The sequence below is a fragment of the Nostoc sp. UHCC 0251 genome (assembly GCF_034932245.1).
Taxonomy (GTDB): Bacteria; Cyanobacteriota; Cyanobacteriia; order Cyanobacteriales; family Nostocaceae; genus Nostoc.
Window position 1 is genome coordinate 16010 of sequence record NZ_JAYGHD010000035.1, and the last position, 16698, is coordinate 32707.

Annotated in this window: 14 protein-coding genes and 1 pseudogene; 6 read left to right on the forward strand and 9 right to left on the reverse strand. The window is 36.0% G+C overall.

All coding sequences use genetic code 11. The features are described 5' to 3' along the window. Positions 1 to 17: 17 nt before the first annotated feature. The 9 genes from VB740_RS06990 to VB740_RS07030 form a co-directional block, all read right to left on the reverse strand. On the reverse strand, positions 18 to 1034 hold the full coding sequence (locus VB740_RS06990; protein WP_323199321.1) for a hypothetical protein: 1017 nt from the start codon (positions 1032 to 1034) through the stop codon (positions 18 to 20). Between the two features lie 24 nt (positions 1035 to 1058). After that, positions 1059 to 2330 (reverse strand): glycosyltransferase family 4 protein, encoded by a 1272-nt coding sequence (locus tag VB740_RS06995; protein WP_323199322.1) that lies wholly within the window; start codon positions 2328 to 2330, stop codon positions 1059 to 1061. Between the two features lie 74 nt (positions 2331 to 2404). Continuing rightward, positions 2405 to 3232, reverse strand: a complete 828-nt coding sequence (locus VB740_RS07000; protein WP_323199323.1) for a class I SAM-dependent methyltransferase — start codon at positions 3230 to 3232, stop codon at positions 2405 to 2407. Positions 3233 to 3274: 42 nt separating this feature from the next. Beyond that, a complete protein-coding gene (locus tag VB740_RS07005) occupies positions 3275 to 4504 on the reverse strand; it encodes an O-antigen ligase family protein (RefSeq protein ID WP_323199324.1) in 1230 nt (409 codons plus the stop codon). 28 nt (positions 4505 to 4532) lie between these two features. Beyond that, a complete protein-coding gene (locus VB740_RS07010) occupies positions 4533 to 5459 on the reverse strand; it encodes a glycosyltransferase family 2 protein (RefSeq protein WP_323199334.1) in 927 nt (308 codons plus the stop codon). Positions 5460 to 5483: 24 nt separating this feature from the next. After that, positions 5484 to 6806, reverse strand: a complete 1323-nt coding sequence (locus tag VB740_RS07015; protein ID WP_323199325.1) for a flippase — start codon at positions 6804 to 6806, stop codon at positions 5484 to 5486. Positions 6807 to 6901: 95 nt separating this feature from the next. Then, positions 6902 to 7852 (reverse strand): glycosyltransferase family A protein, encoded by a 951-nt coding sequence (locus tag VB740_RS07020; protein WP_323199326.1) that lies wholly within the window; start codon positions 7850 to 7852, stop codon positions 6902 to 6904. Positions 7853 to 7983: 131 nt separating this feature from the next. Further along, complete coding sequence (locus tag VB740_RS07025) at positions 7984 to 8925, reverse strand: hypothetical protein (protein ID WP_323199327.1); 942 nt, start codon at positions 8923 to 8925, stop codon at positions 7984 to 7986. Between the two features lie 75 nt (positions 8926 to 9000). Then, positions 9001 to 11205 (reverse strand): polysaccharide biosynthesis tyrosine autokinase, encoded by a 2205-nt coding sequence (locus VB740_RS07030; RefSeq protein ID WP_323199328.1) that lies wholly within the window; start codon positions 11203 to 11205, stop codon positions 9001 to 9003. An 882-nt stretch (positions 11206 to 12087) separates the two neighbouring features. On the opposite strand from VB740_RS07030, the gene VB740_RS07035 reads away from it, so the two are divergent. The 6 genes and pseudogenes from VB740_RS07035 to VB740_RS07060 all read left to right on the forward strand — a co-directional run bounded on the left by VB740_RS07035 (position 12088) and on the right by VB740_RS07060 (position 16381). Then, positions 12088 to 12306 (forward strand): hypothetical protein, encoded by a 219-nt coding sequence (locus VB740_RS07035; RefSeq protein ID WP_323199329.1) that lies wholly within the window; start codon positions 12088 to 12090, stop codon positions 12304 to 12306. A gap of 531 nt (positions 12307 to 12837) precedes the next feature. Continuing rightward, on the forward strand, positions 12838 to 13086 hold the full coding sequence (locus VB740_RS07040) for a hypothetical protein (protein WP_323199330.1): 249 nt from the start codon (positions 12838 to 12840) through the stop codon (positions 13084 to 13086). A gap of 219 nt (positions 13087 to 13305) precedes the next feature. Continuing rightward, positions 13306 to 13464, forward strand: a complete 159-nt coding sequence (locus VB740_RS07045) for a hypothetical protein (RefSeq protein WP_323199331.1) — start codon at positions 13306 to 13308, stop codon at positions 13462 to 13464. 462 nt (positions 13465 to 13926) lie between these two features. Beyond that, a pseudogene (locus VB740_RS07050) lies at positions 13927 to 14034 on the forward strand (DUF3172 domain-containing protein); the annotation flags it as partial. A gap of 719 nt (positions 14035 to 14753) precedes the next feature. Then, entirely contained in the window at positions 14754 to 15773 is a 1020-nt protein-coding gene (locus VB740_RS07055) for an RpoD/SigA family RNA polymerase sigma factor (RefSeq protein ID WP_323199332.1), read from the forward strand. A 113-nt stretch (positions 15774 to 15886) separates the two neighbouring features. Continuing rightward, on the forward strand, positions 15887 to 16381 hold the full coding sequence (locus VB740_RS07060) for an ureidoglycolate lyase (protein ID WP_323199333.1): 495 nt from the start codon (positions 15887 to 15889) through the stop codon (positions 16379 to 16381). Positions 16382 to 16698: the final 317 nt, after the last annotated feature.

A 16698-nucleotide genomic window follows, 5' to 3' on the forward strand; every position in this document is an offset into this window, starting at 1 on the left:
TATTTCCTCGATCAGGTTTACAGCCTAGCCATCTTTTCTATCCAACCACTTAGGTTAATATCTAAATTAAAATTTTGCAATTTTTGTTCCATTCTTCTAACTACCAACATATATCGGTGTAATACTGATACACGAGGCATATTGAGTCTGACAACTTCTTGACACAACCATCGGTATTTTTCTGAGTTGTTGTTGAGTTTTTGTAATTTTTTGATTTGTGCATTCCAATCGTTGTAGAAAAATAAGTTGAAATAATGGATAGATATCATATCATCCCAATGTTTAATTTGTAGTTCTTTTGATAAACGGTTATGTAAAGGTAATGGATAACTATAGTTAGGAGGAAGATGTTCAACCGTTTCTTCTAAAGCGCATAAAGTTACAGACAAAACAGATTGTTCAACAAAATAAATACCTTGAGGAGGAGTAATATCCAGCCGCATTACTTTTTCAAAGTTCTCTTTCCATGTTGTAAATATACCTGTGCTCCTTCTTACAACAACCAAACCAGAATTCCAGTAGGCTCTAATTCTTTTATTACCGATTGGTGTGTTAACAAATGCCTCACGCTTTACCCCTAGCACCTCATATAGTTTTTGCCAGTACCATTCTTGTGGGTCTTGCAAACCTGTAGAACCAATTCCTTGACCATACTCAGGACGTATCCTTACGTTGCAATTCACTGGTAATAAAAATTCTTTTGGTTCAGAAAAAAAGCATTTGTCACTATCTAAAAAAACTAATATTTCTGCATCAATATTTTGTTCTGCATAAGCACAAACTAGGGGTTTATTGGCTAAATAATATTCATGAAATTCTCGATTTATAGGAATTTGTTGATGAGTCACCTGCAATGCTTCAAATGCTTGTTGCGTTGGCTTTGATATTGGTTCACCTACTCTAGGATGAAAACTATATATAGGTGTGTTTTTCAATTCGCCGCAGAACTGACGAATACTTTCTGCAAGCATCAAAGATTGGCCTTCTAAGCGACCAGGTTCTGTACAAATTATAAAAGCTATAGGTATTGACATATTATGAAGTATTGATTTACTAAGCTAATTACTAAATGAAGATTTATTTTCTGCCATCAATATTTCTTGAAACAAAGCTGAATAACGACGTGCTTGGAGTTCCAGAGTGAATTCTTGTTCGGCTTTCTCACGAGCATAGAATGACAGTTTTTGCAGCCTCTGTTCATTCTCAAGTACCCAGATAATTCCTTTGGCAAAATCCTCAACTTCATAAGGTTTAGCTAAATAGCCATTCTGCTGATGATTAACAATATCTTTTAAGCCAGTAGAATTAAACGCTACAACTGGAGTACCACAAGCGAGTGATTCAGAAGCTGTCTGTCCAAAAGATTCTTGAAGAGAGGGTACAAGCATCACATCAGCTGCTGAGTAAACAGTTGCTAAAGATATATCATCGTGTAAGTGTCCCAAATAGTGTGTTTTGAAGCCTAATTCAGGTGGGTTTTCTGGTTGAGATGCACCGAAAATAACAACCTCAAACTTATCTTTCCAACCAGATTTGCTTAGTTCTTGTAGTGCTGGTTGCAGATAATGAAAACCTTTTCTAGAGTCATTGGTTGCATCTAGCGCTCCAAATAGAATCAGTTGTTTATCGAGAGGCAAATTTAGTAATTCTCGCGCTAAACCTTGATGAACAGGTTTATACTTCTGAGTATCCAGCCCATTCGGAATTACTTCAATTCGCAAATTCTTAAACAAAGAACTAGACTTAGCACATTCGGCTAACCAAGAACCTGGCGAAACAATTGTCAGATTCAAATTTTTCAAAGCTTTGATTTTACGTCGCCATACCCAATGAGATAAATCCCCATCATTTTTACTATTTAATTGAGGACAGGCTCCACAGGATATCTGGTAGCGATCGCAATCTCCAGCATAGCCACATCCTCCAGTAAATGCCCACATATCATGAATTGTCCAAACCAAAGGACGCTTTAGTTTAGCAAGAGTTTCTATTTGCATAAAAGCTGCACTAATCCAATGCAAATTGATTATGTCTGGATTAATATGAGCAACTTGAGAAATAACTCTATCTGGCAGCCATTGAATAAAAAATGGAGTATTTTGCTTTTGAGAATAAAGCTTTAAAGGTAAAGTTTCAAATGTTAACTTTGCTTTGGCAATGCCTTGAAATAATCTGAGCTTAGGTGCAATTACTGTTTTATCATCAGTAGATTTTTCTTGCACCAGCATTTGTGATTTTAAGTCAATATTTTGTAAGCCTTTGTGCAAGCGATATGCAGCACGAGCCGCACCACCAGCCACATCCTGGGTGCTAAGAAGCAAGACGTTCATATTACTACTATCTAACTGGAAAAATCTCTTTGATAATACTGACTCTCTGTAATAAAGAATCAGTATTATAAGTATTATTTGTTTGGCTTTCTACCCTCACAATATAACGATCCTGGTAGATATACCGTTCCATCAGCATTAATATCTAAGACTTCATCACTAAAGTTTGGAATATCGCTTGTATGGGCATCCAGAAATTTAATGTCCGAAAAACCAACTCTTTCAAATAGCGTTTTCATACTATAGCTGTCATACATCCATTTATGCTTTTCACCAAGGGATGTTTCATCTATCATAGATTTACGAACATAGCGTGGTATCAACCTCTTTACCATGTCAATATAAAGGTATTTAAATTTATTTTTGATTTTATTATGATTGATAGTAAATACCTTTTGTAATACAGAACTAGTATTGTTATTTGCTATCTCTTCTTTGATATTTACACCTGTTCTGGTTTGTACATAGTTTATCGATGATTCATTATTACTTTCAAGCAATTGTCGCCAATAAGTTTTCATCAAACCACCATGTTCTGTTCTCACCAATTGGTCGATTAACTCAATAATAACCCATTCATATTGCTTCCTTGCTTCCTCATCTTGAATACTATCGATAATCCTTAAATATTCACGGCATGTTCGCTCTAAGTCAGGAACAACTATACGTAAAATACCTTGAGGTTTTAGAACTCTATAGCATTCTTTCACTAGCATTTCTCCTGTATCCTTAGAGAAATGCTCTAAGACGTGACTGCTATAAATAACATCAAAATAATCTTTAGGATATGGAAGTGGTTGCAGTAAGTTATGAGCAATTACTTCAGGATGCTCAGAATTAAAATCTATATTTATCCATTCAGAAGAAAATCTGTGTCCACATCCAAAATTTAACTTTTTCATGATTTCTCTCTTTTGAATTATGCAAGTATGTAAACTATTTACCTATTTATATATTGCTGTCCGCTGAAAACTAAGGGTCAGAGATAGTGAAGTTGTAAGATACATTAACCAATTCCAACCGGGAGTTAATAACCTTGCTTCTGAGAAATTCACTATGACAATGATAATTAGCATCTGCATTGCCCAATAATCTTCCGGTTTTTTTGCCACTGTAACAAGTCGAGTCAGCGCCATTACAAAGAACCGGATAAATCCTGCTGCAAAAGTCAAAAAACCTAAAAATCCTAATTCTAACAATAGTTGCAAAAAGCCATTATGAGCATTACTCGCCCAATCATATGTAGCTCTTAGATTAGATGCAGCATTACTAGTCCAGAATCCAGAATATCCATAACCTAGCCAAGGTTTGTCCAAAACTTTGGGTATCACTAATTCCCAAAGATCAGAGCGACCATTTAAGGTAAGGTCTTTACCAGAAGTACCAACTACAGTTTCAACATTATTGATTAGTAATATTGAAAAAATAATCAGTAACATTAACGCTGAAGTAATCATAATAACTTGTAATTTGTAATTAGTTTTTTTAAAGGATTGGTAGAAAGGCAAAAGTAATATCATTGTCAATAGAATTGTCAAAGATGTTGTTGAACGTGTGAGGATGATTAAACAGATCGATAACCCGCATAGTGCCCACATCAACCAGCGATATCGATAGCTACTAAGGGCAAGATGTAAAAAAACTCCTGCGCTCCAATTCATCATGTAACCTAATTCATTCTTATGACCATAAATTCCACTCCACATATCTCGTAATTCAGGTGATGTGTGAATATAACCTGGGATGAATGCAGAGAATGTCATAGATAATAATGCAGCTACACCAAGTGCCCAAGCTATTAGCCTCATTTGTTCCCTTAGGGGATAACGCATTGCCAAATAAATTGCAATAAAATATATTCGGATTAGGCCTTTGATATCTTTGAGAGTAGAACTTAGGTCTTCTGACCACAAGATAGAAAATATAACTATTGCTAAGAAAAAAAATTGTAAGGGGCTTTTGGTAATTACATAAACAAAGCCTTTCCAGTATGAAAGTATAAAATAAAATAAAATAGAATATGAAACTATATTGAAAAAAGTATCTACTTTATCACCTCCAAGGGTAGTCATAGAAACTTCTTGTGCAGGATGGATTGTTAATGCTCCTACAGCTATTAGTAATAGCAGAACAGTTAATATTTTTTCTGTTGTTTTTACCTTTAACACTGACATTCCATTTATTAATTTACTAAATATATCATTATTTTTTTATCGTGGAGTAATTCAGTCTTTTCTTTACTTCTTCTTTAAAAATATCTAACGCAGTTGCTTTATAAACTGTTTTCTGTGTAAAGTTATCTGCTTCTATATTCCTCACAATAAACGGTGGATGTTTTAAAGGAAATTCCATCGCTTGCATTGACATATTAATGAACGAAAATTCTTGATTAGAAGTGAAATGAGTCGCGTCGGCACCAACTCCAACATTAGAGATTAAGTTGACATTAGGAATAATGCTTAAGCTCCCCTGTATCCAGCAAGCAAATGTCCATTGGTAATCCCAGGTTATACCAGTGGGATTTTGATAAACAGACTGAAATATTCGTCGCCAATAGCTTACTGCTTTTGGGTCTACAAGAATGTCATGTAAAAGGTTTTCAGCTTGTACCTCTTTCCAGAGTTTGATCGTTAAATCATAATGTTGCCAAGCACGTCTCCAACTTGCCCAACCCCAGCAGTGATTGTAGCGAGAAAAATAGTAACTGTAATTTGTGCGTTTTCGCCCAAATTGAAGATTTTGAGCAGATATTGTGGCGACTCTGGTATCGTTTCTATATTTTTCTAGTAGTTCTTCACTAAATCTGAAAAATGTTGGGTGAGGGATACAATCATCTTCTAAAATAATTGTTTCTTCAACATTACGAAATACCCAATCTAAACCACTAGATACTCGTTTGGCACAACCTAAGTTAATATCAGAATAATTCTTGATAACTTTGCAGTCCCAATCAACTCTTTCAATAATTGCCCGAGTTGCTTCACACTTTTCAACCTCACCTTCGCGGTCAGTGCGGGGACCATCTGCAATTACAAAAAGTTTTGTTGGCTTTGCTTGGCGAATAGCTTCAAAAACTTTCTCTGTTGTTTGCGGACGCTTGAAAATAATAAAAGTTACTGGTGTTTGCATCATATAAAAGTTAATTAGAAATAATCAAAATTTGTAAAAATGAATAAGCGATCGCACCTGAATCTTAAATATTTTTTGTGTTCTTGAATCAAATGCGTTGCACACAAAAGCGGCAGCGGCTTGAGATATTATTGTTGCGATCGCAGCCCCAAGCCCTGCATATTTAGGAATCAGTAATAAATTGAGAATAATGTTTAATATAGCCCCAAATAAAGTTTTACCTAAAGAAACATGGTTCAAACCTTCAGCAATAAACCAAGGTGATGTTGCAAGACCCATAAATACAAACAAAGAAGTCCAAATATGAACTGCTAGTATTGCTCCTGCTTCTGCATATCCACTTCCAAACATCACCATAATTATCTTGTCAGATAGGAATGTCATTGGAATAGCAATTGCAAAAGATATACATGTCATTAGACTGAGTAATTGTCCTATTCGCTGATAATAAAGACTTTCTGATTTTTCCTTAGCTGCGTAAATTGAAGGAGCAACAGAAGAAACAATAGCTCCCGGAATAAAATACCAAATTTCAGAAACCCTAACAGCAGCAGAATAAATTCCAACCTCACTATTTCCAATCATTTGACCTAACATCACCTGATCTATTTTCATAAAGATCAGAATAGCGAACCCCGAAAAAATTAAAGGTAAACTTTCTTTCAGAAGAGTTTTGGCAACAGAAAAACTCCAACGCCATAACCATAACGAAGATCCTTTGGCTTGGTAAACAATCAGCAAACCAATTGCACTCATGGCAAATTCTGCTAATGTTACCCAAGCAAAAGCTAACAATGGCGCTTTTGTTAAAATTAGTGCGATTTTGATGATAGTATTTAGCAGAAATGCTGTGTTTTTAGCGATCACAGTGTATTTTGACTGCACCTGTGATTGAAACCACAGTTCAATTGTATCAGCCGCCCTAAAAATTCCTGCCATTGCTAAAATTGCAACTAGCCATATCTTCAGCGTTTCATGCTCACCTAAAAAAAACATAGTGCTAACTGCCAATAAGACAGAAGCAATTCCACCCAGCAATTTTAGCCAAAAAGTTGTTCCTAAAATTTCCTCTATATCTGATGATTGACGAACAATATGTCGAACTACTATATCGTCCAGTCCTAGAGTGAAAATTGGGCTAAATAAGCTAACAAAAGCTAAAGCATAGTTAAAAATACCATACTGTTGTACTCCTAAGTAGCGTGCTACCCATACTCCTACGACCAAGCTTGCACCCATACGGAGAATACGGTCAGCAAACAACCAGCCTGTATTAGAAATAATCGCACGCAGCCCAGAACTAGATTTAAATTTTGGTACGTTTGTAAGTTTGAATCTTCTTAACATTATTTTATTAATTAATCATGTGATATTTTCACTGTGCACTTTTTATCTAATTAGAAATAAGGTGGAATTATTCAAACTTTAATATTATCTATAAACTATTTTATTGACTTACCAATTATCAAAGTTTTCAAAAAATAGCTAAACAAGAGAACAATGCCTTTTCCTTTCCAAAAATAATTATGCTCGAATAAAAATATTATTTTTAGATATGAAATAAAATCATCATATTTTGGACATGGTATTGTTTTTAACTCATTGATAGATGTGAAAGCTAATAATAAAGGTAAACTAAAAGTATTTTTTTGCATAATGTAATTAAATAAAGAATTGCGTTTCCAGAATCTCTTGTATTCATAGTTGTGATCTATATCTAAAAATTTCTTATTATGATACTGATTATTTGAATGTATTCTATACATCACTAAAGGCTTAGACATATAAAATTTTTTAGCCCCTACCAAAGACGCTCCCCATACCAAACAGTCATCAGCCCTTACACGCCAATCTTCTATATTTGGAATAGGTAAAAATTTTCTAATTATTTCTCTACGTATTGATAATGTTGAAGTTATGGAGCCAATCCATTCACCACTATATAAAGTTCTGATTACTGAATAACCTAAATCTAGATCAACTTTATCAGTTTGGAATGTTTCTTCTATTGCACCAAACTTTTTATACGCACAAAATAGAAAATCACATTCACTACGTCTCTTATAAAAATTTAGAGCGGTTTCTAAATATTGAGGTTCATAAATATCATCTGCGTCTAAAAAAAATACAATGTCCCCCTTTGCAGCTAAAAACCCTTCATTAAAGGATGATAATTGTCCTTGATTTTTTTCTTTCAAGATAATTTGAACATTAGCTACTTGAGTAAATTTAGCCATGACTTCCGCAGAATTATCTGTAGATGCGTCATCAACAATAATAATTTCGTCAAATTTAACTGTTTGATTTAAAGCACTATCAATTGCTTCTGAGAGATATTCAGCGTAATTGTAATTATTAATTAAACAAGATGTTGTGATTTTATTCTTATCCATATTAAAAAAGGAAGATAGATATAGCGGTGTGCGCTTGAGTGAGATACATACAAAACCTTTTATAGATTGTTTCCAGCCATGTAAATGTACCTAAGAAGACTACATACCGCTATATTTTTGAAACCCTAATATTACCAATATGCTGGATATTTTGAGGGATTTGTAGGAACATCTTCAGGATTACATCTCACCCAGTATTCATTATAAATAGATTGAAAAAATGGAATTTTATCCCAACGGTTTCCTTTAATCCCAAAAAGAATTTGAGTCGCTCCTCCAAGATGCACAGCTTGTTTACCCAAAGATTTAACATAAGCAGCTAATGGAAGTCCATAAGCACCACATCCTATAATAGCTATATCAAAATCTTGATATTTAATCTTATTACACATCCATTCATAGGCATCGAACCAAGTATTAAACTGAGTTTGCGTTCCAGCCAGAGACTGAACTGCTTTTATGGTACTTAGTTCAAATTCAGGTAGAATATTTTGATTTTCAAAGAGAAACTTTCTATGGTTTTTATATTGTGATAATATCGTTTCTGCAAAAGGATGAATGACTAAAACTTTTTTTCCTTCAAGATTCTTGCTCCAAGGTTCGTCATGATAATAAGGTTCAAGTGTATTTAATTCAACAAAAGAAGCTTTTCGACAAGAATTTCTGATAATTTCTGGCTCTCCAATCTGAAACCATACTCCTAAAACATCTATAGATTTTGAGGATTCTAGAAACAGTTGGCTAAATCGATCTAGATGCTTTTCATCTACTGGAAAAAATCCAGAATCATTAGACATTGACTCAAATATAGCTCCCTTATATCCGCCTTTTAAATATTGATTTACGCAATAAGCTTCTGTGCTACCAAAGCGACTAATCATAAAAGGTTTGCTATCTTTAATAAGATTGGTTAATAATTCATTACTTTGTTGAGAAGCTAAAATTTGCTGATATATATCATAGTTTCTTACGTAATTTTTAAAAATTATTGCATTTGTATAAACAGAGCCTTTCCATTTAGCTAATGGAGTGTTGGCTTTTACAAATTGCTTGATGTTTTTGCTTATTACCATTAATTTAGTCCTCCAGTTAAAAAATTTGGTTTAAATGCTTGGAGTAAAGGTTGCTTTCGCAATCTCTAGTAAAATTTAACGCTCTTTTGAAAATTTTGTTAAGCTGCTAGATACTAACTCTTGTTCAATTTGCCGTTTTTTGTTGTCATAAAAATAATTATTAGGTTCATTTTTAGTACTCACACCATTGATGACTATCCCTAACACCTTCTGACCTGATTGAGTTAAAAACTCTTTGGCTGAATTTGCACTGTTCAAGTCAACTACTCCAGGACGAACAACTAATAAGATCCCGTCAGTAAGGGTACTTAAAACAGCAGCATCCGCTATCCCTGACAAGGGCGGTGTATCGAAAATCACAAGATCGTAATCTCTGTTAAAGTTACTAATTAATGTTGCCATACGTTGAGAATCTAGCATTGCTACTGGATTAGGAGGCAAAGCTCCAGAAGTAAGAACCTCAAGATTAGGCATTACTTCTTTTACTGCTGCATCTAAAGAAACTTGACCAATAATCACATTACTTAGTCCTATTGCATTTGTTAGCCCCCAGATATGATGCTGTATGGGATTACGCATATCTGCATCCACCAACAAGACCCGCCGCCCTGCCTGGGCCATAGTCACAGCTAAATTTGCAGATACGTCAGACTTTCCTTCTTTAGCAACGGAACTTGTGATTACAATGCTTCTTAACGGTTTATCAGAACAGAGGAACTTCAAATTCACTTGTAGTATTTGATATGCGTTACCAACAGGGAAGTAAGGAATATCTCTGCCAATGATTTTGGGAATAGCTCTGTCGAGTCCTGCTATAGAAGGATGATCTTTACCATTTCTACCTTGTGTCGGAATCACTCCCAAGACACTGTATTTCAAGACTTCTTTGGCTTCTTTGACGGTCTTAACCGAACGGTCTATCAAGTCTAAGCCAAAGGCGACAATAATACCTAAGAAAAGACCAACTCCTCCTCCACCAACAATAAACAGCATTTTGCGAGGTCCTTCTGCTTTCTCGGGGGTTAAAGCATAAGAAATGACACGAGCGTTAGGAATCTTTTGGTTCTGTGCGATATCAATTTCTTGGCGTTTCTTTAAGAGTGTTTCGTAAGTCGTTTGAGCTGCTTGCAGTTTCCGTTCTAGTTCTCGTTGACTCTGTTCTAGCCTTGGCAAATTATTTGCTCGTTTGATGTAAGCTTCTTGCTGTCGTATAAGTGTGGCAATTTGTCTTTCTAGACCGACGCGTTCTGCTTGAGCACGAGTGATATCTGCTATTAGGCTTTGCCGCAGTTGTCCAACCTGTAAACTGCCCTCTGTTACCTGTGCTGTACCAGCGACTTGTCCTATCCGCTCTTTTAGTAAGCTCCTAAGAGCTACGACTTTTTCTTGTAAGGTAGTAATTGTAGGGTGTTCAGGTGAAAAACGAGTCCGTTCTAGTGCCAGTAGGCTTTCTGTTTCTTGGAGTTCGGTAAGTACCTTCTGAACCCCAGGTGCTTCACTCAATTCAGAGTCGATTACACCTTGCCGTGAATCTACTCGAGCTTCACTGCGTAATTGTCCTAAACGACCTTTGACATCATCTAATTGAGCTAAAGCTTGAGAAATTTGGTTTCCTAACTTGGAAATCGTATCAACTGCTGCGCTTGCTTCTTGTCCCAGGACAACAACTTTATTCTGTTCTTTAAATACCCGCAGTTTTGATTCGGCTCTTCTGACAATTTCCTCAGCTTTGGGTACTTCCGTTACAAGAACCTCTTTGGCTATCAGTGCTTCATTCTGATTAGCCTTGATATTTAGGTCGATATAATTGTCGATAACTTCATTAACGATTTTGGCAGCTAGTTCAGGATCACTACCTTTATAAGAAAGTTGTACAACATCAGTGCCTTTGATTCCTTCTATTTTTAGTTGTTTTGCAAAAGTGGGAATCGAGAGCGGTTTGCCTTTACTGTCTTTGAGGTTGAGGGAATTAATTGTCTTCTCAAGTACTGGATTTGAACCAATAACTCTTACCTGAGTTTCCAGGGGATTGTCGTTGACATTCAAAGCTTCCAAGCGTCCTATGTCTTCCGATAATCCTGTGAGTGAGGAAGAGCGATTTGTTTTAATCATCAAACTTCCTTCTGCCCTGTATGAAGGTTTTAGTGAAAATGCATACAAGCATCCAAGGGTAACAGTTATGCCACAAATTCCGACTAGAGGTAGCCAACGCCGTTGAATTACTTCGAAGTATTTCTGAATATTTACTTCTTCAAACTGTGGTAAAGATTCCATCGTCATAATATATACAAATTTTAGAAAAAAGTTTATTTACTTACAGGAGATATTTCTCAGTATTTTGGCGACATTAGCACTGGAGTCTACTTTGCTATCTATAGTAATATCTGCGTTGATTGTGAGTTAATGCTTTTTTGTTGAGGTTGCTCAAGAGTGAAGTAAATTAATAGACATTTTTAGTAGTATTTAAGTTCCATTTATGCACAAAATAGTAGATAGTAAATAATTATGAATGTTTGATTTTCCAGATCCTATTCACTACTATTAAATCTCCTTTGTTGAAACATGCAAATATCAATTTACTTCGGAAAGCTAGAGTAAGAAAACACTTCAAAAACTATTTAATTGCAAGAAACATGGTTTTAGTATTAATTGACTAGAGTTTGGTAGGATATGCCCTGATAGATAGGTGTAGACGTTAATGATTTTATTAATAGTCAATTTTTTTGAATCTGAAACCCTTCTTTATCTAACGACTACCGTAATACATTCAGCTAAAATGCACTAATTCTACCTCGACATATATATAGTTTCATCAGTCGAAATCTTACCTGATATTGCTTGATATTATCCTGATAGTAAAAACAGGATAGCTCAAAACTTTCTCCCTGATTTAGTGGCTTCCCATTTTTGGTCAACTTAGCTTTGTGTTACTAATGATGAAAGTATTGATTAATCATCTGATAATCAACATCATATTATGTAAAAACACTGAATTGGGGAACTTTACAAAAGATTTATACAAATGCTAATATATTTGTTGCCTATTTGTAGATTCTGAAAAGACAAGACAAATTAATTCCTTAAAGGTAAGGAATAAAGCAATTGCGCTAGCCTACAAGCAAGGGAATCACTTCAGAGGTAGACTACGGACAGTGAAAAGAGATGCTGCTTAAAAGCTTTCAACAAGAATTTATTCTTGTTTGGAATAATGGTCAATCTTGGAAAGATACGGGACTGACAATAATAGAATTGTGTGATTTGAGTATCGAATTTGTAGATATTCACAATCAGTTTAATTTGCCCAGAATGGTGAAAGGACTTTTTTGGATTGTGGAAATGACAGCACAGTGCCCACTGCTGGGTTTATATACCGTATTTTAAGTTTGTCCGTAAAGTTGCGATCGCCTTGTTTGTCTTCTGCAATAGACACAAAATACTCCTTCCAGAGTTTATCTAACAACATGCGCGTTGTCTTATATGTGTAACCGTATGGTAACACGCACGATAGATAAACGGCTAGTAAGTAAGTTTGCATAATAAAATCAAACTATGTGAAGAAGCAGAAGCTAGTCTACAATCGTTTTGTATCCTGCCTTATGTCAACAGCAAAGCTTGACGCCGACCCTAGTTATTAATACGGTTAAAAGAACATGAGCTAGCACAGTTGCAGCAGAAAATAGAGAACAGACGAGTATCAAATTTCGGCATCGTTAGAGCATGGATTAATCAACTGCCTCCTCTTAGACAAAAGTCTACATCTGACTAAACTTCACTATATTTTTAATGAAATTTCACTAAACTTCTTGTTACCTGTGTTAACCTGAAGTACTAAAACTAGGCTGCTCTTTTTTAGTTTTTGTATCTAGCTAATTGTAATTATTAAACTGACACTACATGTAAAGAGATTAAATTATGAAATTCTCTTCCATCCTTTTAGTCGTTGTGATTGGTGCATTCGCTCTCCCTCAGAATGCTTATGCTAACCAAGAAAATGTTCCCATCACAACAGGCAATACTCTAAAAGAGCCGTTTCCCTATCGCAATCAGGCTGGAGTTTTATTGACGGAGCCAGCCACGATTAACACTACATGGAGTGATTTTATCGGACAGTCCAATAATCCCAAACGAACTGCTGAATCAGTTTCGCTAGTTCAGGAGTGAGGATGCCAAAAAATTAGCCCGCTTGAGTTCATCAATAACCCAGACGCTTTTTTTCAGCAATGTCAGAAGCCAACAAATACCCAAAGTTCTCAAAATACTGAGCCAATTGAGTATTTTAAGGTTCCTAAACTTGACTCTGGTATTCGTGTGACAGTTACTAAATTTTGATAGATATAGGAAATTTGATAACAATAGATAACTAATTATTAATGCTAAAACATGGATGAAATATTTGTGCTGACTGCTTTATGTCAAGGCAGAAAAGCTTTGCCGGAGTGTTTGCCGAACCCACTAGTACCGCAAGGACGTTCGGCGAAGCTCAGTCGAGCCGCAGGCAGAAGTCAAAAGTATTGTATTCTAAGCTTTTGCGTCATTTGAAATGGTATGTTTATTTCCACGCCCTTTGTACTAGTAGGCTGCGTAATCGATCGTATATGCTCAAGAGATATAGGAATCCGCTTTGATTTTTGAATTTATTTGCGTGGGCAGGCAAGATAGCGCAGCGGTAGCGAGTCTGCGAGCGTCGGCAATAGGCAACATTCAAGAAGGCTTTTTTATCTGCACGGAGTTTTTTCGCGCAATCAAGTATGAGTCCTATACTCCCACGGCTATTAAACTATCGCTTGTCTTGAGACACGCTTTTGCGTTCGCTCATTCTAACGGAAAGCCCTGGGATTCTTGCTTCAAAGGGTTTCCAACGAATTTGCTCTCACTAAGCATCATAAATATTTTTGCTTCAATAGGATAATTACTTGCGATCGTCGATCTTGTTGTCTTGCCAAGTATTATCCTTGGTGTTAATGTGACCACTGTTACTACTTTTAGTCAAAAAATGTCGCCAAGAGCAATTACATGAATGATACCGCAACCAATGCAGATGTCTGCGTGCAGTATGACACAAGGGCAATTGTCACAGATACCCGCGTCTTTGCCTTCCTAAATCCCTAATTAGAGGTATTTAACCCTACTTTCAAGAACCAAGGCAGCTATGCTGTTTTGCTGGAGGTAGAAGAAAAGAGGATTTGACTTGTGTTTGTTTTGTAGCGGTTGGTGTACCGCCAGTTGAACTGCAAAAAGCTGTTTTTAAGTAGGTGAGGCTGGAAAAGTGCTTTCTTTCATGCTTAACGCTCTACGTATCCGGCTTGATATGATTGGATTATTTATAAAAAAAATTATGGATAAAAAATAGTATTTTATGATTAATAAAGTTTAAAATTTGAAAAAAATAGTAGCAATAAAAATAATTTACTCTTTTGTGTTTTAATAATCTTTAAATCACAACTATTTAGAGGTTTACTGCTATTAATTTTTCTTTTATAATAAAAGATTTTACAGGATAATTTTTAATTGATTCATAAATTGTCTCCAAGAATTAAATCAATAGTGATTATGTTTAAAAGTTATGCAAATATTCAAGAATAAAACAGTGTAATAGAGCCAAAGATATGGTGATGATACTTGGGGTAATTGATTTGTCACTACTGATGATGTTATTATTAGGGAGTGGGTTGATTTTGGGTTTATTATCTCCAAGAATTGACTTGTAATGTATCATAGACCAGAATTCATCAGTATTGCCAATTGATTAGCAGTATGAAATGGCTATGGGTCTGAATATCTAGACTTGATACCAATAAATTGATGAGGTTACAGAGGAGCAAATAACCATGAGCAACTTAACATCTCCACCTACCGAAGTTCAAAAAACGAAGAAAAAAAGTTTAGCAGCAGATAAAAAACCTCGAGCTACAGATGATATTGTGCGTAGTTATCTGCAAGAAATCGGGCGTGTAGATTTGTTGACTCGTGAACAAGAGGTTATTTTTGCCCAACACGTGCAGCAGATGATGAATTTACTAGCTGCTAAAGAAGAACTAGCTGTGAAATTAAAGCACGAACCCACGCTGCAAGAATGGGCAGATCAAGTGGAGTTAAGTATTGAGGTGGTAGAGCAACAGCTAAGTCAAGGACATCAAGCCAAACAGAAAATGATTCAGGCTAATCTCCGGTTAGTGGTAGCAGTGGCGAAGAAATACCAGCACCGCAACCTGGAGTTTATGGATTTAATTCAAGAAGGTACTTTGGGTTTAGAGCGAGGAGTGGATAAATTTGATCCCGCTCTTGGTTATAAGTTTTCTACCTACGCTTACTGGTGGATTCGTCAAGGAATCACACGAGCGATCGCTCAACAAGGACGGACAATTCGTTTACCTATTCACGTCTTTGAGAAACTGAACAAAATTAAACGGGTGCAGCGAGAATTATCTCAACAGTTAGGTCGCGTTCCTACTACTGCTGAAATTGCCACCGCGTTATCTTTAACACCTAGCCAAGTTCGAGAGTGTTTGTTTTTGGCCCGTCAACCCTTCTCTTTAGAGGCGCGAGTTGGTGAACAACAAGATACAGAATTGCAAGACATACTGGAAGATGATGGGCCTTCTCCCGAAGACTATGCTGTTGAAGAATCTCTCCATCAAGACTTACAAGACTTGTTGGCAAAATTATCTCCCCAGCAGCGAGAAATATTAACCTTGCGGTTTGGACTGACTGATGGATATGAACTTTCTCTAGCACAGATTGGCGATCGCATGGGTATTAGTCGAGAAAGAGTGCGTCAGATAGAGCAAAAAGCTCTCAGCCTCCTCCGACGGCAAAAGGAACAAGTACGTAGTTATCTAGCAAGCTGAGATTATTTTTTCACAATAATGTAGGGCATTTAACCTCAGGAAATCACCATTATGACTGTATAAAACTCAGTCATTTTGGGGGAAAATAAACCTAAGCATCTCAAAGGTTTGATATGAGTACATCAAAGACAGTGCAACAATTGCAAGCACAATCGGTAACTTCTGAAAACTTTCGGCGTTATGGGCAGGTGATTTTTGCGAGTCTTGATGGCAAAGCTTACGATGTGGAAGATGCCCAGTTAAACTTGCAAAACGGAATTCCACGATTTTATATTATGCGGTTGGAGAAGAGGGGGCAAAAGTTTCACAAAATTACTCGCCATGTGCAATGCACTCAATGTCTGGGTTCTTTGTCAGGGAAGGATTGGTTAATTGCAGTTTGTCCTCCTAATAATGATGTGAATGAACCAGCATTAGAAGAGATTGCTGCTTTCCGCATTCCGGGGAATTGTTTTATCAAGCTACATGAGGGTACTTGGCACGCTGGCCCCTATTTTGATCATGAAGCTGTGGATTTTTATAATTTGGAACTAGCTGATACAAATGTGCTGGATCATTTCACCCATGATTTTCTTAAGAGTCATCAATTAGAGTTTGAAATGATTTAGGTGAGATTGGGTTTAATAAATATGATGATTTATTTGTAGAGTGCGTAAGCCCTAAAATAGTAAGCAGAAATTTTCACGTTGCTCCAAATCGAGTTAAATCTCCTATTTTTAGATTGTTTTACCGATAATACTCTCTCTGCAAGGTAATGTTTATACGTTGTAACTTCCAGAGATTAACTTCAATTGATTCAAAATGTTTAATTGCCGATTTCTACCTTGATTCAGAATCATATTGTTCCTCAAATATAGTGATCATCAATAGACCTGACTTTTCCCGTTAAGTCTCTTTTGCAAGCTGCCAACCTTCACAAAGGTCA